Origin of the sequence: Pantoea ananatis LMG 2665 (assembly GCF_000710035.2) — a bacterium.
GTDB lineage: Bacteria > Pseudomonadota > Gammaproteobacteria > Enterobacterales > Enterobacteriaceae > Pantoea > Pantoea ananatis.
Genome location: NZ_JMJJ01000012.1, coordinates 68,228 through 85,877, shown reverse-complemented (window position 1 = coordinate 85,877; position 17,650 = coordinate 68,228). Strand labels below are relative to the sequence as shown.

The following is a 17,650-nucleotide window of genomic DNA, read 5'->3' as shown; positions in this document are numbered from 1 at the left end:
TTTGTGACTACATTACCAAGTGGTCACTCGTTGTCAATCGACAATTGTTACGTTAAGCTGGAAAAATGAATAAGCAAACAATGACTCACCCCGGCAGGGGGCCCTCAGAACATACTATCCGTGACCAGGTGGTCGCAGCCGCGACTGAACACTTCGCCCATTTTGGTTATGAGAAAACCACCGTATCCGATCTGGCAAAGTCGATAGGCTTCTCGAAGGCATACATATACAAGTTTTTCGATTCTAAACAGGCAATTGGCGAACAGATTTGCTCTAACCGCCTGAATATGATCATGGACATTGTTAATGCAGCCATTGCCGACGCCCCGACGGGATCTGAAAAGATGAGGCAGATGCTGAAGGCCCTGACGCAGGCCGGCAGCGACCTGTTTTTTCACGATCGAAAGCTTTATGACATTGCTGCCGTTGCCGCCCGGGATAAATGGCCATCGGCAGCGCTGCATGAAGAACGTATCCGGCAACTCATTGAAAATATTATTCTTGAAGGGAGAGGTGCCGGAGAGTTCGAGCGGAAAACCCCTCTGGATGAAGCATCGCAGGCTGTTTTTCTGGTCATGAGGCCCTATATCAGCCCGGTTCAGCTGCAGTACAACCTCGATACGGCTGAGTCTGCTGCAGTGCTCCTTTCGTCGCTTATCTTAAGAAGCCTCTCTCCCTGATGTGTGACCATTGACATTTATAGTCACAAGAATAAGAATGCGGTTACCATCTTTTCACTGTATTCAGGTAACCCATGCTCAGGATTAAACCTGTCAATTTAGCTGTCTGCCTGTTGCCGCTGGCCCTGGTGGCCTGTGGCGACAAATCCGGCACCGATGACCCACGTACTCAGCCGCCCCTGGTAAGGGCTGTAAACGTGGCTGATGCTGATAATAATGTCCGTTCATTTACCGGTGTGGTGGTTGCGCGAACACAAAGCGACCTTGGCTTCAGGGTACAGGGTAAAATCCTGGAGCGCCTCGTAGATACGGGCCAGACGGTTAAACGCGGACAGCCGCTGATGCGCCTCGATCCTGCCGATCTCGGCCTCCAGGCACAGGCTCAGCAGCAGGCAGTCAGTGCTGCACGCATACGCGTCAGGCAAACCTCTCTGGACGAAGCGCGTTACCGTGGCCTGGTTGCAGCAGGTGCTGTTTCAGCATCAGCTTACGATCAGGTCAGGGCCGCCGCAGATACAGCAAAAGCAGACCTCAGCGCTGCGCAGGCACAGGCTGACGTTGCGCAGAATGCAAAAAGCTATGCTGTTCTGCTGGCTGATGCTGATGGCGTGGTTATGGAGACGCTTGCTGAACCGGGTCAGGTTGTCAGTGCAGGGCAGCCGGTAATCAGGCTGGCCCGGGCGGGGCAACGCGAAGCCCTTGTACAGCTGCCTGAAACGCTAAGGCCGGTCCCCGGAAGTCAGGCTGAAGCGACGCTGTACGGCGATAAGAATCAGTCAGTGAGTGCCCGGCTTCGCGTGCTTTCCGATGCTGCCGATCCCTTAGCCCGCACCTTTGAAGCACGATATGTGCTTGAGGGCGCGCTGGCCAACGCACCGCTGGGTGCTACCGTTACACTGCATATCGCTGACGGGAAGGTTTCCCGCGAGATAATGCAGGTACCCATAGCCGCACTCTTTGACCCGGGCAAAGGCCAGGGAGTGTGGGTGATCACCGGTGAGCCTGCCCGTGTATCGTGGCGGGCTGTGCAGTTAGAAGGCATTAGTGACGACACGGCCAGAGTCATCAGCGGGCTCAGTGCCGGCGAGGAAGTGGTAGCGCTTGGCGCTCACCTGCTGCATGACGGTGAAACTGTTCGCGTGGCGCGTCAGGGTGATGGGAGCATTGCCGGAGGCCAGCCACATGAGTAACTCGCGTTTCAATCTCTCCGCGCTCGCCGTCCGTGAACGCTCGATTACGTTATTCCTGATCATTCTGATCACAGTCGCGGGCATCATGTCTTTTTTTGAACTGGGCCGGGCAGAAGATCCGCCGTTTACCGTCAAACAGATGACAGTCATTACAGTGTGGCCAGGTGCAACGGCGCAGGTAATGCAGGATCAGGTCGCAGAACCACTTGAAAAGCGGTTGCAGGAGCTTAAATGGTACGACCGGACGGAGACCTATACCCGCGCGGGGATGGCGTTCACCATGCTGTCGCTGCAGGACAGTACCCCACCCTCACAGGTGCAGGAAGAGTTTTATCAGGCGCGAAAAAAACTGGGGGATGAAGCTAAAAACCTGCCTGCAGGCGTCATTGGTCCCATGGTCAACGACGAATTTTCAGATGTCACCTTTTCCCTGTTTGCTCTGAAAGCAAAAGGTGAGCCTCAGCGTTTACTGGTGCGCGATGCAGAATCACTGCGCCAGCGGCTTCTTCACGTGCCGGGCGTAAAAAAGGTCAACATCATTGGTGAGCAGACTGAACGCATCTTTGTCTCTTTTTCCCATGACAGGCTGGCCACACTGGGCGTTTCGCCCCAGGACATATTTTCAGCGCTGAATAACCAGAATGTCCTGACGCCCGCGGGCTCAATTGATACCAAGGGCCCCCAGGTATTTATCCGACTTGACGGTGCTTTTAACAAACTGGAGCAGATTCGTAAAACGCCCGTCGTTGTTAATGGCAGAACGCTACTGCTGTCGGACATTGCCACGGTTGAACGCGGATATGAGGATCCCGCCACGTTTCTGATACGCAATCAGGGTGAACCGGCTCTTCTGCTTGGCATTATCATGCGGGAGGGGTGGAATGGCCTTGAACTGGGCAAGTCACTGGATGCGGAAGCGGCCAGCATCAACGCATCCATGCCGCTCGGCATGACGCTGACGAAAGTCACCGATCAGTCAGTCAACATCAGCTCTGCCGTCAATGAATTTATGATCAAATTCTTCGTTGCGCTGCTTGTGGTCATGGTGGTCTGCTTTGTCAGCATGGGCTGGCGTGTGGGGGTGGTGGTGGCCGCCGCGGTGCCGCTGACCCTGGCCATCGTTTTCATGGTCATGGAAGCATCAGGTAAGAACTTCGACCGCATCACGCTGGGGTCACTCATCCTGGCGCTGGGACTTCTGGTGGACGATGCCATTATAGCGATTGAGATGATGGTCGTAAAAATGGAGGAGGGCTATGACCGGATTAAGGCCTCAGCCTATGCATGGAGTCATACTGCGGCCCCGATGCTGGCAGGAACACTGGTTACGGTCGTGGGCTTTATGCCTAACGGCTTCGCGCAGTCAACTGCGGGTGAATACACCAGTAACATGTTCTGGATAGTGGGTATTGCGTTGATAGCCTCCTGGGTCGTGGCCGTGGTTTTCACGCCTTACTTAGGCGTCAAAATGCTGCCGGAAATTAAAACGGTATCAGGTGGTCACGCCGCAATCTACGATACGCCGCGCTACAACCGTTTTCGCCGGTTACTGGCCCGCGTTGTCGCACGAAAATGGATAGTCGCCGGAACGGTCATCATTGTTTTTACTATGGCGATTCTCGGCATGGGGCTGGTTAAGAAGCAGTTCTTCCCCACATCAGACCGTCCCGAGGTATTGATTGAGGTTCAGATGCCTTACGGCACCTCAATTGAGCAGACGAGTGCGACCACGGCGAAAATTGAGAACTGGCTGAAAAAGCAGAAAGAGGCAAAAATTGTCACCTCTTACATCGGGCAGGGCTCACCGCGCTTCTATCTGGCGATGGCACCGGAGCTTCCCGATCCGTCGTTTGCGAAGATTGTGGTTCTGACCGACAGCCAGGATGCCCGCGATATTCTCAAGGAACGGCTACGCGAAGCCGCAGCCAGCGGACTCGCTCCTGAAGCGCGTATCCGCGCAACGCAACTGGTCTTCGGTCCTTACTCTCCTTATCCGGTGGCTTACCGAGTGATGGGACCTGATCCCGACAAACTGCGTGAGATTGCAGCCGAAGTTGAGGCGGTCATGTTGGCCAGTCCCGTTATGAGGACCGTAAACACGGACTGGGGACAGCGCGTGCCTACGCTACACTTCTCGCTGAATCAGGATCGTCTTCAGGCAGTCGGACTGACTTCAAATGCCGTGGCGCAGCAACTCCAGTTCCTGCTCTCCGGCGTGCCCATTACGTCCGTTCGCGAAGACATCCGCTCCGTACAGGTAATGGGACGTGCAGCAGGTGATATCAGACTCGATCCTGCAAAAATAGCCGGATTTACCCTGGTGGGGTTGTCAGGCCAGCGCATTCCACTGTCACAGATTGGCGATGTTGAAGTAAGAATGGAAGATCCCGTACTGCGACGTCGCGACCGTACCCCGACGATTACCGTACGTGGTGATATTGCTGACAGTATGCAGCCGCCCGATGTTTCCACGGCAATCCTGAAACAATTACAGCCTGTCATTGACAAGCTTCCGGCCGGATACCGCATTGAGCAGGGTGGGCCGATTGAGGAGTCGGGTAAAGCCACTAAAGCAATGGCCCCGCTGTTCCCAATCATGATTGCCATTACGCTTCTGATCATCATTCTGCAGGTGCGGTCAATGTCAGCGATGGTGATGGTTTTTCTGACTGCACCACTGGGGCTGATTGGCGTTGTACCGACGCTGCTGTTGTTTAGTCAGCCGTTCGGGATAAATGCGCTTGTCGGACTGATCGCACTGTCGGGGATTCTGATGCGCAACACATTAATCCTGATAGGGCAGATCCATCAAAATGAGCATGAAGGGCTGACACCCTTTGAGTCCGTCGTTGAAGCAACAATTCAGCGTGCCCGACCGGTATTGCTGACAGCAATGGCCGCCATTCTGGCCTTTATTCCTCTTACGCATTCTGTTTTCTGGGGGACACTGGCTTATACGCTGATAGGTGGAACATTTGCCGGCACCATCGTTACCCTGGTTTTCCTGCCTGCAATGTATGCCATATGGTTCAGGATACGCCCTGAAAACCAGAAATATGTGGAAGGTAAAGCCGAATAATAACCATTAACCGCAGGGGAAAACGTTCGCCTGCGTACTGGTTTATGTCATGACGCTATGCAAAAAAGAACATGAGGTTTCGACAATGAATAAGAATAATTCCGTACGAATAGTTATAACCGGCTGCGGTATTGTGAGCCCTTTAGGATGTGGTACGGAAACCGTCTGGCGAAGGCTTATTGAGGGCCGATCGGGAATAACAGTGCTTCCACCTGAAATCAGCGAGGGTACTGGCGTAACCGTTGCCGGACAGGTCCCTTCACTCGCAGAGGACCCTGACGCAGGTTATGAGCCAGAGCGGTATATTACTGCCAAAGAGCGAAAAAAAATGGATCGCTTCATTGAGTTTGCTCTCATTGCGGCTCAGGAAGCCCTGGCACAGGCGGACTGGCAGCCAGATAATGAACACAAGAAAGAACGGACTGCAACAGTGATTGCATCCGGAGTAGGGGGATTCGGCGCGATTGCGGACGCAGTCAGAACGACCGACACACGCGGGCCACGCCGCTTATCACCCTTCACTGCGCCCTCTTTTCTTGCAAATATGGCTGCAGGTCATGTCTCAATAAAGCATGGTTTCAGAGGACCTATCGGTGCACCAATAACGGCATGTGCTGCGGGCGTGCAGGCCATCGGTGATGCGGCCAGGCTGATAAAAACGGGCGAAGCCGATATTGCGGTTTGTGGAGGTACAGAAGCTGCAATAGATCGCGTTACTCTGGGATGTTTTGCGGCAGCACGCGCGCTCTCCACAAATAATGGTGATAAGCCTGGCGAAGCGTCAAGACCGTTTGACACCGAACGGGACGGATTTGTGATGGCAGAAGGTGCCGGCATACTGGTTATCGAGTCTTTAGAGCATGCTCTCAGCCGGGGCGCAACGCCTCTGGCTGAACTGGTGGGATATGGCACCAGCGCTGATGCATGGCATCTCACTGCCGGCCCTGAAGACGGCAGCGGAGCCCGAAGAGCCATTGAGCTTGCCCTGTCTCAGGCAGATGTGAGTGCGGGTGATGTACAGCACATTAATGCTCATGCCACCTCAACAGTGGTTGGTGATAAAGGTGAGCTCTCGGCCATCCGGTCCGTATTTGGCAAATTCAGCAAAGTTGCCATTAGTTCGACCAAGTCGGCTACCGGGCATCTGCTGGGCGCGGCTGGCGGTATTGAGGCAATCTTTACCGTGCTGGCTCTACGGGACCAGGTTATACCGCCGACGCTGAATTTACATCATCCGGATGAGTCCGCGGAGGGTCTGGACCTGGTTGCATTAAAATCGCGTTATTCAGCCATCCGGCATGCGTTATCGAACGGATTTGGGTTTGGCGGTGTGAATGCCTGCCTTCTCTTTCGCCGGTGGGAAGCGGTTTAATCTGATTATCGTAATCGACAGGCAAAAAGCCAGCTAAAAGCCTGAGTACATGTTTTTAAATAGTATTCCCGGACGTTAAACTCATAACGTAACAGTCAGGAGCCTCGGGTAAGAAAGCCTGTTGAGACAACGATTTATAAAGGGATCAGTGAAGCAATCGCGTTATCAGTTGGCCCGTAAAATGCAGTTGCCGGTAATCAGTTTAAGGCATCAGAAAGCTGAGCCAGTAAAATGACCGGCAAATTTTCTGTCTTCAGATAATAAATGGTCAGGAGCTGAATTTACATGCCCCTCCGGGTATGCTTTTTTTGCTCTGAAGACCCGTTATTTATCCTCAAGATTTAAACCTCAGTAATGAGTAACTCACGCCATCATTAATGTCCGCTTCTGGCACAAAGCGGACAGATTTATTGAGCTTGAGGTCCGCTATGAGCGACCGTGAGCATTGCTAACAACATTCTGTGTGAATCAACAGGTAGCAGGCAGCGATCAAAGCGCCTGCCAGGTCAGATAATTTTGGCTTAGTAACCTTTGCTTCACCTTACCCCCCTTAGACAACGTCTTTCGGCGACATGCTAATAATACAGTGTGCGATTCGCATCTGGTTCAGCCGGCTCATTCAAATCTCAGTAAAAATACTCTGATGAAAATCCAGCAATGGCTAATGCTGCTGCGAAAAGAACTTAATCCCGAGAAAAAATGATTATTTAGCTTAAGTGCTTTGTTTAACGTTACTAAAAGTTTATTACGTAATGCAGTAAAACAACCGTGCGGTATAAAGTTAGTGAGTGAATAACCGATAAATGCATTAAGGTGCGTTACGAATGTATCTTTTGTAATTGTCACTATAACGAATTAATTCACCAGGAATTAAAAATGAATAAGATTCTTAACAATATAAGCCTTACCGCCAAATTTGCCATTCTGGGCCTGTTTTCCCTTGTTCTGTTCTCAGTTCCTACCATGCTTTTTGTGTCCGAAGGTAATAAATACATTCAGGATAAGCAAAGAGAGGTAACAGGTATCCCCGTAGAAAATAAGATTTTAGCCCTACTCAATTTGATACAGCGCCATCGTGCAGAAACCGCCCTTGCCATTGCAACCAAAAATCCAGCAACACCGTCCCGCGTTCAGGTCAGAGATGAAATTGAAAACATCACTGATGTTATTACCAAAGATATGGCCAAGACAGAAGGCAGCGCTGCCATGATCATAAAAATCAATGACGTGCGCGCACAGTGGAGCCAGCTACAGCAAAGAATCGATTCTTCACAACTGACTCTGACAGCCAGTCTTGATGCACATGCCCTCCTCATCCGCAACCTTTTGAATGCGAACCGTGATGTGCTGGATTTTTACGGCCTTTCACTCGATTCAGATATCAACACGTACCGTTTAATTACGAGTAATTTTTCATCATTGCCTGAACTGACCGAAAGCCTTGGGAAAATACGTGCATTTGGTACTTCCCTTCTTGCCCGAAATGAAAGCATAAGTGAAGCAGACTCTGTCCGTATGGAGTCTTTAATCAGTAATGGTTCGTATAACCTGAATTTATTTGTTCAGGATTCTGAAAAACTGTTTTTATCTGATAACACACTTAAGCAAAAATTTAGCGCAAATGCAGATGCAGCCGTTGAGGAGGCAAACAGTGCTCTCAAAACCGCTGAGGCGATTTTCATTAACCGCAGCATGACGAATCAAAACCCGAAGGACTATGCAGCGCTCTTTACACACGCTATTAACAAATTCAGCGACTACGCCATTGCCGGGGGTAATGAACTGAATGAAATGCTGAATGGGCAGATTAAGGAACACCGGTATGCACAATATGCACTACTGACCGTTCTTGTTTTTATCGTCCTGCTGGCAGTAATTTTTGCTCTGGTTATTATTCGCTCCGTTACCAGACCTATCAGTGCCGCATCAAGACTGGCCCTTGAGGTGGCGGGCGGTGACCTTACGTCAACATTGACGGTGACAGGACGCAATGAAACTGCCGCACTGCTTAAGGCATTACTGCAAATGAGTCAGAGACTTACGCTTACGGTGGAAAACATTAAAAGTAACGCTGTCACTATTGCTACGTCATCTGAAGAAATAGCCCGTGGAAATGGTGATTTGTCGGCGCGAACGGAAGAGCAGGCAGCCTCTCTGGCTGAAACTGCGGCAAGTATGGAGCAGTTATCGTCAATCATCGGCAATAATGCGGATAACACGCGTCATGCTGCTGAAATGGCCAACTCCGCTACAACTGCGGCCTTGAGAGGCGGTGAGGCCATGGAGTCAGTCCTGGATTCAATGGAAAAAATAAGCAACAGTGCTGGACAGATTAAAGAAATCATTTCCGTTATTGACGGGATAGCGTTTCAGACGAATATTCTTGCTTTAAACGCAGCCGTCGAAGCTGCCCGGGCAGGTGAGCACGGTAAGGGCTTTGCTGTTGTTGCTTCTGAGGTCAGGGCACTGGCGCAGCGATCGGCTGGAGCGGCGAAGGAAATCAAAGGGCTTATTGAGCAGTCAGTTGAGCATGCCGGACAGGGAATTTTGATGGCCCGGGATGCCGGTGAAAAAGTTAAACAAAGCGTGGAAGCAATTGAGCAGACATCGCAATTGGTCAGAGAGATCTCATCTTCTTCTGAAGAACAGAGCGCGGGCGTATCACAAATAAATATTGCGGTGACACAGATGGATCAGGTTACGCAGCAGAATGCCGTGCTGGTTGAAGAATCTGCATCATCCGCTGATGAACTTGCAAACCGGGCCGCAAGCCTGAGAGATGCTGTCAGCGTGTTCCGCACAAACGCAGTTTAAGCGGTTCAAATGCTTTAGATGTGTGTAATTAAACGTGCACATACTTTTACAAAAACTACATCTCTGTCTGATAAGCCATCTCTGGGGATGGCTTAACTCATTCAAGGCCATGAAAAAGTTATAAAGTACACTATTGCAATTAAAGTCCCTGCGGACTGATCATAAACCTAATGATATATTTGGTATTAACTACCCAATGTGTGTATGGGCTATGTTCATAACGTCCGTAGTGCTTCCATGTTGTTTCTGTAGCAGATGGCCTTCATACTTCTTCTTGTGCCGGACGGCGCGTTACACCTTCCCTCTGGGGCGCTGTTCTGCACCCGCGCCGTCCGGCCGTTCAGTCAAATCTCTTACTGCGCAGTTTCATCAATCAGACTTCAAAATTGAAAATGGAGATATGCAGCTAATCATTAGATGCAGCGTTAGCTGCATAGAGGCGCTGACCTGCTCCCGGAACGTCCGCTTTTGGCACAAAGCGGACTAACGGCAGGCCAGGGTCGGCTATGAGCGAGAAGCATAAGTCGCTGCTGCGTGAGCTGGAATAGAGTTTTGGTGGTGCGGCGGGTGAGAAGAACACTCCGCATACACAAAGCTTTCTCGATGGCGTCAAAAAGTTCTTCTACGATTTGACTCGCTAAGCTGAAACGCTGCGGTAAACCTAAAAAGCCCCTGCTGTGCGGTTTTTTTTATTGCTGTACTATTCAGCAAAACGTATCCGTCAGGCGTATTTAAAAATTTTTCTTATGTTTCCGCTTTCGTTGTCGATAACCTGATTGCTGGCTGAGTGATGATTTCACTCAGCATTTATTTTTTCATTTAAGGCAATAAGGATATTTATGAACAAGCTTTGTGTTGCGGCGTTGTTGGCTCTGAGTTTAACCGGCTGTGCGCAACAGACTTTCGTAATGAAACAGAATCAAGTTGGCGCGGCGACGAAAACCACCAGCCAGCCGTTCTTTGTTTCAGGTATCGGTCAGCGTAAGAGCATTGATGCGGCGCAGGTGTGCGGCGGACAGGAAAAAGTTAGTCGGGTTGAAGTGCAGCAGACGTTTGTTAATGGCTTACTGAGCGTGGTGACGTTTGGTATCTACACGCCACGTGAAGCGCGCGTTTATTGCGCCATCTGATAATGCCTCAGGCCGGTTCGCCGGCCTAATCCTGCGCCTGTTATTAAATCGCATTCGTATATTATAACTATTAAATTCTGCTGTCGTACCGCTGCGCGGCTTGCCTGCTGACGACGTTACTCGAAACGAGTTCAGGCAACGATGTCCAGCCTGGTTAAAGCAGTGGTAAGCTGTTGAGGCATGTCAGCCCGCTTTGAGCGATGAACGGACGTTATTCGTTTTTTTGTTGTTCGTAATCCAGCAAGTATTTATCTAACGGATAAGCAGTGCCGAATGAGTGAATTTCTCCATTATCTTTATCTATTATGAACGGTGCATTTCCCGCCAACTGAGCAGAAAAATCACCCGTTTCCAGATACTCTTTCGATTGATAACAATAGAACCAGCCTTCTGAAAATCGGCCATGAAGTGTAATGACAACTGGAGTGTCAAAGCCTTTAAGGTAATCCAAAGCTTTTTCCATCGCATTTTGATAAGTAATCATTATTCCATTCTCAATCAATAACGTCATGTGAACTAGCCGGTTTGACCAGCTCCCGACAAACTAACATAGCACTATGTATGGAACGTCCGCTCCTGGCACAAAGCGGACGTTTCAATCTGAATTAACCACTGCAGTGAGAGCCGTATTCATAATGCCGCTTCAGCGGCATGAAGGCGCCGGATGATCTAAAAGATGACGCAGAGGCTGAACGGCGCCGTACGCCCGGCGTAGCCGGTTACAGCCGTATAAATCGTGCCCTACCCTACCTTTCCCTGAAGAGCCCTACGTGCTTTCATTAATGAAGAAATGTGGGTAACCCCTTTAACCCCGGTGAGCGGGCTTCACGGCGCTTGCGACGTGAAGGGCGTGATTTCCGGGGCCTTAGTGTCGGCAGCTTGCTGCTGACGCTTAGGGGGGTGTTCACTGTACCCTGAAGCAACGCCACTCACAGCGACACCTTAATTATTAGTTACAACACCCATTAATCAGCCACGCCTGTTCCGGCCCAAAGGGCCGGGCGGGGGCGGCTGGTCAGTGGGGGCGATGGGTTATCAGTTCCGGCTCCGGCCTCTGTCTGGAGGGGCACTCAGGGTGCAGGACTGCGTCGGTGCTGTTTACAGTGAATGGATGTATGCTGTAACTAAAATGACTGGTTTTTGGGGCCCGCGTCAGCGGGAGTTACTTCCCGTTCTGAGCGGCGCGGACGCCTGAGGCCGCTGCGAGCGAAGTCCTTTTCTACTTATCCACAATGTCGCGGGTGACAGAGATCATTCCGGGTTTATCGGAAGAACTTAAAACAGTGTTTAAGATTGTTTTGCAGATTATCTGATATCCGGTTGCTGCTTTCTGAGGTTATCCCATTGCGGATTTTTGTGAATAAGTTACCGGCGGCGGCGTTATGCGCCAACTGCCGGCATCGGGAATACGTCAGGATGGGTGAAAAGCGCCAGATCGGACAGAAATACGGCCAGAATCTGAAAAAAAACCACGGCAAAAGCCCCGGTTAAGGGGCATGGTCTGTAAGTCGTGGGGTCACGTGCTAAACGTGGGTGTCGTGTACCTCAAACAGCTGCATCTGAAAAAGTTGCCGGATGGCCAGCTTCTCAAGACGGTCATCCGTGCAGTACAGCAGTTCGCCTGCGGGCAGCGTTTTACGCAGGTGCTTCATCATCTCAAACACCTGCACGTCCCGTGGATGGCGGCTCAGCCGGTTAGCCCGCTTGCGCATCGCCCCCTGCTGGCGGCGGTACTTCAGCGACTCACGCCTCTTGCGGTCGTACCAACGACGTCGGGCAGCCTGTGGCGAGATGTCTTCATCCTCACTCATCAGCCCTTCCACTATCATCTGCCGGCGTTCCTCACTACTGCGCAGCGCCTTTTCCTGCTCCTTTAAGAGTCTGGCCATGTCCGCGCCCAGCATCCGGAAACCGGCATCGGTGATCCAGACGTACTTCGGCAGCCACTGCCCGGACTCGCGGTCCCACATTTTTTCTTCCGACACCGCGAGCACGCCATACCGGACCTGTTCGCTGATCAGGCGGGACATGCGGCTCACCGTGACGGCCGTCTCCGGAATGACGTTGCCGTGTTCGTCTTTCGGACTGACCTCGTGAGCCAGCCGCGACGTGCACATGCCGACAGAATGTTTGCCTTTATCGCAGAAACTGATCAGAACCGGCCAGGTGGTATCCAGCAGCCGGGCCTTTTCCGGTTTGAAGTGGTTCTTACGTCCCGCCTTCTGCCGGTTCATCAAATAGTAAGGGTGCAGCGACATTCGCATTCGCAGCTCGCTGAGGCCGGTTTCCGGATCGGTTTTCACCAGTCGGTTGTAAAGGTAGCCGATCTGGCCACCTACCGGCTTATAGCGCGCCGGCCGGAACCACTGCGGGTTTTCGCATTTCGCCCGCGTGGAGTGTTCACCCCTGACGCGGCGGGTTTTACGGGGTCCGGCGGGAACGAGAAACGATGCCGTTTCACCGGCATCAACGCCCTGCCAGAAACGTACCTGTTCTTCCGTGCTGAGCTGACTCCAGTGCCGTGACGGGTTGCCCTGTTTCATGACAGCGCCTCCCTGTCAGACTGAGACCGTTCAGTTCTCTGGCCACAGGTATGTCGCCGGTCTTCACTGACAACCTGACGTGTAAACAGGAAAGCCGGAAAAAAGACGCGGGGAAGCCCACCGTCATTACTGCGGGTTTCACGAGCGAACAATACAGTTTTGATGTGAAGAGGTATTTCCGGCCGGTTCAGCCGGAAAACAGACGTCAGCAACGTAGCAGGTGCCAGGCCACACCCGGTCGGGGGGCAAATGCCGGCAGCAGAATAGTCACTGCTGCAACGTCTGGCTTCATACGGGGTCGGGCAGTTTAACCCGATTAAAATCTGGTCATTCACCCTGTCCCGGACTTATGGCGGGCAGGGCTTGTCTTATGAAATGCATGCGTTATAATCCTTCACAGGCGCTGCGCCTGCTTTTGGACCCCCTGATTCTGTCTCTTCCGCCAAGTTGATAACAGTTTCGGGGGGTTTTTGCATTCAGAGTCCGGCAATTGTCGTTCTCTGTACCCTGGACGTTTTCACGGATACGTCCCATCCGGATAAATCTTTCCCCGTACCGCGCATGTCCGGCCACAGGTTTCGCTCATCCCTATCATCAACCACCACAGTATTCTGATAAGGATCTGAATAGATCGCCGCCCGGCGAAGTCAGAAAAGCATACCCGCAGCAACCGGCTAAATCCAGCATTTAATAGGGTTTTAAGGTGTCGGATGGTTAAAAATAAACCGCCCTCGATCCAGACTATTCTCAAAATCACCTGCAGTCCTCAATCGACCTGAATACACGCGCATGGCGGTGCAGCGCGCATTCAGTCCGGGAATGGGGTGTCGATGCCCACAGGGGTTTTTGGAAAGGTTATGTACCGATGACAGCCTGGTTTCGTGACTGCCTGAACTGTCAAAATATTGCCCTGACAGTTACAATATTTTAATGTTTACCTGTCAGACGACACGGTTATTGGGGAAAAGGAATGGACGCAACAATGCTCGCCCGTTCAATCGTATCGGGCGTGGTTTCAGTACCAATGGACTTTTATCTCGGACTGGAGCGAACCTTTCAGGATTTGGACCTTTCTGATGGCGGCCGACGCATCCAGTCACGCAATATGCACGACGACGTTCGCGTTGGCCGTGCTGTATATAATGCCTTCAGGAACAGAAACGAAATTGCGAAAATCGTTAAGATCATCATCGATGATTCTCTGCAGTACCTGCCCGAACCCGCACTGCGTAAGGTTTATGACAAACTGATTGGCAGTGCAACATCAATGACCAGCAGGACCGCTACACAACTGACATTGTCTTCCTATCTCGGTTCAAAGGTCGTCAGTGGTGTCATGCTGTCATTCATGACGCGCGTTGCCCTCCGGGGACTGACCGGTGGCATGACTGGCGGCGTCATTGCTCAGGGCGTGATATCCCGTGCCTGTGAAGCCTCCAGACGGCTGCAGATGCAGAACCCTGAACTGTGGCGAAAGCTGCGGGTTAACGATTACGACATGCTCTATTTCATGTTTGAAGAACCCCTGCAGAACTTCATCAAAATGGGTGAAATGCTGCGTAAAAACCCCTCCGCCTCCAGAGAATTTATCAATGCTATCGAAAATTATTAGACTGCTTCGTAAGCTTATCGCCGAAGTGTCCGGCGGTCTGGTCTTAATGGCTATGGTGGTGGGAATATTTCTGGCGGCAACACTGAATGAAGGGGCCATGCGCATCATTGCTCCGCTGCTCGTTCTCGTCGGTGGACTGGTTGTTTACGGCCTGACCTATCTGATTGCTGAAAAGCCCGATCGCCGTTGACCGTGTCGTGATTAAGGCCATGATAACAAGCGAGCGACCTCATGAATGCAGATCCGATATTCAATGAACATCCTTTGCTTGCCGCCTGCGGAATATGTCGGATAGGGCGCGAGGACGGAGAATATGGAGCCAAAATCTGCACCTTTTCAGTCGGCCTGATAAACGACCAAAAGGCCTGGATGAAACTGTCGCTGGACCATGATTCTGACAAATGGGTCGTGATTGTCCGGAAACGCCCTTTTCTTGAAGCATGGGCACAAAATGGTCGGGAACCTCAGCTTGCAAACGGCGATGAAACCGTGTGGCGAAAAGATTTCAAGTTTCATCGGTCTGAGAAATGCTTTTCGCCCGGATACACTGACCCCGTTCCACTGGCGTTGTGCGATGCACGTTATGAGCTGGATAAAGGGCTACCCGTCCTGAATACGAGTTTTACGGACGGAATAACGCGCACTATATGGCTTCTGGCCAACGGTGCCGAAAGCCTACCTGTTAGCGTAACCTCTGAAAAAAGTGCCCGTCTGCTGTTCAGGGGCGCTGGCGACAGAAAAACTGAGCCGCTTTCCGTCGCATTCCTGCATTCTCTGTGTAAATAAAGCCGAACCACATAAGGTATATCTCGCGTTAGCGGAGCATTTCGGACCACGATAGAGCCTGGGGGAGTGATAAATCTTAAAGAGTCGTCAGAACACAGTTTATGGCGAATGTTAAACTGACGGTGCAGGTCCTGAAATCCCTAAAGATTCACACACCGATGCCGAAATGATGCAAATATCTACCCTCAATGAAGGCATCAATTGTGCGCGAAAAGAACTGCTTTTTTCACCCTCTGGCATTAGTGAGTGTGCTGACATTATTTTTTGGCGCGATACTGCTGGACACGTGTTGGAAGGATTTCAGGTTGTATTCCAATTTTAAAAAGGAATTCTACAAAACCCATTCCTCAGAGAACATCACATCAACAACTGCAGCAAATGCGCTAAACCGGACCGGTTTGGTTTATGACCTGATAAATATGGACGTAACTAACCGGATCGTTAATGATGCAGTTGCTCAGCAAGCCCGCAACAAAGTTACGCTCTACCTTGAAGACGTAAAAGGTCACTGTCACACAGACCTTACTGACGCAGGAAATGAGAAATTCGTTGCATGTGCAGGACATACCCTCGCAAAACATTTTTATTATCGCCCGGGTGGTGCTGTAGCAGCGAATTATGCAGCAGACAATTCAGATTGCGACGCCAACACTTATTTAATGATGACTGCAGCATCCCAGGCAGGGATTGAGTCATGGGTGGTTTTTGCGCCCAGTCATGCTTTCTTTGCCTGGAAAGACAGTTTCGGAAATTACCGGTACTGGGAAACCACTACCGATAATAACCGAGGAAAGTGGGCTGATTTCCGTGAGCCATTGTACAAAAAGGCCATCAGCCCGGCCTATTACCGTCCCCGCGACAGCAGATACGCAACGCAATTTTATCAGGCGATTATCTACACTGACTCTCGTGAAAAGACGCCTCTGGACACGGGCCTCATTCCTTTACTTGATAACCATTTTGTCTCAGACATTTTGCTTTATTACAAAGCCCGTGCAGGAAAGCTTACCGATAAAGATGTTGCCTTTTTAAGATCCGGTTTGCAGGAAGATTTTACCTCAACCAACCGAACCGGGGCGCTTGCGATTTACTACCTTGCTCATGGAAACAAATCTAAAGCGGCCGCTTATCTTTCACGCATAAACTCTGAAGACTGTCAGACAAGTTGTGTTGAACTTTTATCTGAAACAAGCCCTTTAAAGCGCTTTATTACATATCCCTATTCATGGCTGGACAGGTTCTATGACAGGCATGATGCCTATTTTTCTCTTCTGGCTTACTACCTGTTCATGAGTGGAGTCTTTCTGGTGTTTATCGGATTGGTCACAGGGTGGATATGGTGGAAAACATTGGGTTCAGCGAAAAAGCAGACACCGGAAAATGTCATCCAGAGCAAATAATTACAGGCTGGGATGGGGATTATCCGCTAGCTAATCCTGCCTGAAAATTTAACCTAAAGCTTCTGGAAAGAGAGACGATAACAGGGACTGAGACACTGTCTCAGCCTACTGATAAGTGTTGATATCTTTTATACCGGCAGTCACCGATTCAAGCTGCCGGTATTTTTTTATTTCCCCTCAGCCTTGTTGATGGCCTGCTGCATCACCGCTTCGCTGACCACACCCGGTATCACGGTCGTGTTCTCCACAGTAGCGTTCTCTACCGGCATGACAATAATCCCCGGCGTCCCCGTCAGCCCCAGCATCTCTGCCAGAGAATCATTGTTCGCAATAAGGCTGTCAGACCGGGCATAGCCCTCAGTGTTAACAGGCCCTGCCCCTGCAGACTTAGCATTGGTTTCAATGTCTTCAGGTGTAAGTTTTTCTTCGTTGTGGCCAGTACGGTAAATGCTATTGTGATAGGTGATGTAGGCCTCTGCGCCCTTCTGGCGGTAAATGCCCAGACCACGCCGCGAAGCCTGGGTGGATTCCGGAAAGCGCGGCGCGAATATCGTCCAGTCGCGAAACGCAAACCTGACGTCTGGATTAGTGGCCATGACTTTCTCCATCACCGGCGACATCATGCTGCAGGCGATGCATTCGTAATCAAAAAACTCCGTCACAATGACTTTTGCCCCGGCCGGGCCTGCAACAGGCACGCCGTCGAGCTGCATGAGCAGACGGTGGGCTTTTACGGCAGCGTCGGCATAGGCCTTCTGCTTCATTTCGTTTTGGCGCGCCTGCAACTTCTTACTGACCTCGATCAGCACATCCGGATGCGCCACCAGGTAATCAGCGGCTATCTCGCCGATGCGGGCCTGCTGCGCGGGGGTAAAATCATCCGCTGCGGACGCATGCTGCTGTACCGGCGTTAAATCGGCAGGGGCAGCCGGTACGGCGCAGGTGAAGCCTGTGGCCAGCATCGCTGCGGCCAGTTTTACGTGTTTTTTCATAAGTGTCCGTATGTCGCACACCGGCGACGACGTGGTTCATTGACCTGCCCCC

General features: G+C 51.2%; 13 protein-coding genes and 1 pseudogene. 11 read left to right on the top strand and 3 right to left on the bottom strand.

Annotated elements, in window-relative coordinates:
* Window positions 1-65 precede the first annotated feature (65 nt).
* The 7 genes and pseudogenes from EL29_RS21180 to EL29_RS21150 all read left to right on the top strand — a co-directional run bounded on the left by EL29_RS21180 (window position 66) and on the right by EL29_RS21150 (window position 10,265).
* The gene (locus tag EL29_RS21180; protein ID WP_028715692.1) at window positions 66-680 is read left to right on the top strand and encodes a TetR/AcrR family transcriptional regulator; all 615 of its coding nucleotides are present in this window, start codon (window positions 66-68) and stop codon (window positions 678-680) included.
* A 74-nt stretch (window positions 681-754) separates the two neighbouring features.
* On the top strand, window positions 755-1,870 hold the full coding sequence (locus EL29_RS21175) for an efflux RND transporter periplasmic adaptor subunit (RefSeq protein WP_028715691.1): 1,116 nt from the start codon (window positions 755-757) through the stop codon (window positions 1,868-1,870).
* Window positions 1,863-4,949: an efflux RND transporter permease subunit gene (locus tag EL29_RS21170; protein ID WP_029571485.1), complete on the top strand. Its 3,087-nt coding sequence runs from the start codon at window positions 1,863-1,865 to the stop codon at window positions 4,947-4,949. The genes EL29_RS21175 and EL29_RS21170 overlap by 8 nt, the downstream gene beginning before the upstream one ends.
* A gap of 85 nt (window positions 4,950-5,034) precedes the next feature.
* Window positions 5,035-6,321, top strand: a complete 1,287-nt coding sequence (gene fabF / locus EL29_RS21165) for a beta-ketoacyl-ACP synthase II (RefSeq protein WP_028715689.1) — start codon at window positions 5,035-5,037, stop codon at window positions 6,319-6,321.
* An 876-nt stretch (window positions 6,322-7,197) separates the two neighbouring features.
* Window positions 7,198-9,135: a methyl-accepting chemotaxis protein gene (locus EL29_RS21160; RefSeq protein WP_028715688.1), complete on the top strand. Its 1,938-nt coding sequence runs from the start codon at window positions 7,198-7,200 to the stop codon at window positions 9,133-9,135.
* Window positions 9,136-9,641: 506 nt separating this feature from the next.
* Window positions 9,642-9,776, top strand: a pseudogene (locus tag EL29_RS21155) (molecular chaperone DnaJ); the annotation flags it as partial.
* 198 nt (window positions 9,777-9,974) lie between these two features.
* Window positions 9,975-10,265 carry a Bor family protein gene (locus EL29_RS21150; RefSeq protein ID WP_009089453.1) on the top strand — a complete coding sequence of 97 codons (291 nt, stop codon included), beginning with the start codon at window positions 9,975-9,977 and terminating at the stop codon, window positions 10,263-10,265.
* Between the two features lie 211 nt (window positions 10,266-10,476).
* Here EL29_RS21150 and EL29_RS21145 read toward each other — a convergent pair whose 3' ends face one another.
* Together EL29_RS21145 and repA are read right to left on the bottom strand one after the other, a co-directional pair.
* Complete coding sequence (locus EL29_RS21145; protein ID WP_028715687.1) at window positions 10,477-10,749, bottom strand: YrhB domain-containing protein; 273 nt, start codon at window positions 10,747-10,749, stop codon at window positions 10,477-10,479.
* Window positions 10,750-11,788: 1,039 nt separating this feature from the next.
* Window positions 11,789-12,808, bottom strand: a complete 1,020-nt coding sequence (repA, locus tag EL29_RS21140; protein ID WP_028715686.1) for a plasmid replication initiator RepA — start codon at window positions 12,806-12,808, stop codon at window positions 11,789-11,791.
* 970 nt (window positions 12,809-13,778) lie between these two features.
* Here repA and EL29_RS21135 point away from each other — a divergent pair.
* The 4 genes from EL29_RS21135 to EL29_RS21120 all read left to right on the top strand — a co-directional run bounded on the left by EL29_RS21135 (window position 13,779) and on the right by EL29_RS21120 (window position 16,606).
* Entirely contained in the window at window positions 13,779-14,420 is a 642-nt protein-coding gene (locus EL29_RS21135) for an Ssp6 family T6SS pore-forming effector (RefSeq protein ID WP_028715685.1), read from the top strand.
* Entirely contained in the window at window positions 14,401-14,610 is a 210-nt protein-coding gene (locus tag EL29_RS21130) for a hypothetical protein (RefSeq protein ID WP_019104923.1), read from the top strand. The genes EL29_RS21135 and EL29_RS21130 overlap by 20 nt, the downstream gene beginning before the upstream one ends.
* Window positions 14,611-14,651: 41 nt before the next feature.
* The gene (locus EL29_RS21125; RefSeq protein WP_235193332.1) at window positions 14,652-15,206 is read left to right on the top strand and encodes a plasmid fertility inhibition factor family protein; all 555 of its coding nucleotides are present in this window, start codon (window positions 14,652-14,654) and stop codon (window positions 15,204-15,206) included.
* A 203-nt stretch (window positions 15,207-15,409) separates the two neighbouring features.
* A complete protein-coding gene (locus tag EL29_RS21120) occupies window positions 15,410-16,606 on the top strand; it encodes a hypothetical protein (RefSeq protein WP_235193331.1) in 1,197 nt (398 codons plus the stop codon).
* A gap of 167 nt (window positions 16,607-16,773) precedes the next feature.
* Here the strand turns inward: EL29_RS21120 and EL29_RS21115 are convergent, their stop codons facing one another.
* Window positions 16,774-17,598, bottom strand: coding sequence for a DsbA family protein (locus EL29_RS21115; RefSeq protein WP_029571484.1), 825 nt, complete (start codon window positions 17,596-17,598; stop codon window positions 16,774-16,776).
* Between the last annotated feature and the right edge of the window lie 52 nt (window positions 17,599-17,650).

Excerpts from the sequence above, each read along its gene's own strand:
- EL29_RS21180 (WP_028715692.1), top strand. The coding sequence starts at position 66 with ATGAATAAGCAAACAATGACTCACCCCGGCAGGGGGCCCTCAGAACAT.
- EL29_RS21175 (WP_028715691.1), top strand. The coding sequence starts at position 755 with ATGCTCAGGATTAAACCTGTCAATTTAGCTGTCTGCCTGTTGCCGCTG.
- EL29_RS21170 (WP_029571485.1), top strand. The coding sequence starts at position 1,863 with ATGAGTAACTCGCGTTTCAATCTCTCCGCGCTCGCCGTCCGTGAACGC.
- fabF (WP_028715689.1), top strand. The coding sequence starts at position 5,035 with ATGAATAAGAATAATTCCGTACGAATAGTTATAACCGGCTGCGGTATT.
- EL29_RS21160 (WP_028715688.1), top strand. The coding sequence starts at position 7,198 with ATGAATAAGATTCTTAACAATATAAGCCTTACCGCCAAATTTGCCATT.
- EL29_RS21150 (WP_009089453.1), top strand. The coding sequence starts at position 9,975 with ATGAACAAGCTTTGTGTTGCGGCGTTGTTGGCTCTGAGTTTAACCGGC.
- EL29_RS21145 (WP_028715687.1), bottom strand. The coding sequence starts at position 10,749 with ATGATTACTTATCAAAATGCGATGGAAAAAGCTTTGGATTACCTTAAA.
- repA (WP_028715686.1), bottom strand. The coding sequence starts at position 12,808 with ATGAAACAGGGCAACCCGTCACGGCACTGGAGTCAGCTCAGCACGGAA.
- EL29_RS21135 (WP_028715685.1), top strand. The coding sequence starts at position 13,779 with ATGGACGCAACAATGCTCGCCCGTTCAATCGTATCGGGCGTGGTTTCA.
- EL29_RS21130 (WP_019104923.1), top strand. The coding sequence starts at position 14,401 with ATGCTATCGAAAATTATTAGACTGCTTCGTAAGCTTATCGCCGAAGTG.
- EL29_RS21125 (WP_235193332.1), top strand. The coding sequence starts at position 14,652 with ATGAATGCAGATCCGATATTCAATGAACATCCTTTGCTTGCCGCCTGC.
- EL29_RS21115 (WP_029571484.1), bottom strand. The coding sequence starts at position 17,598 with ATGAAAAAACACGTAAAACTGGCCGCAGCGATGCTGGCCACAGGCTTC.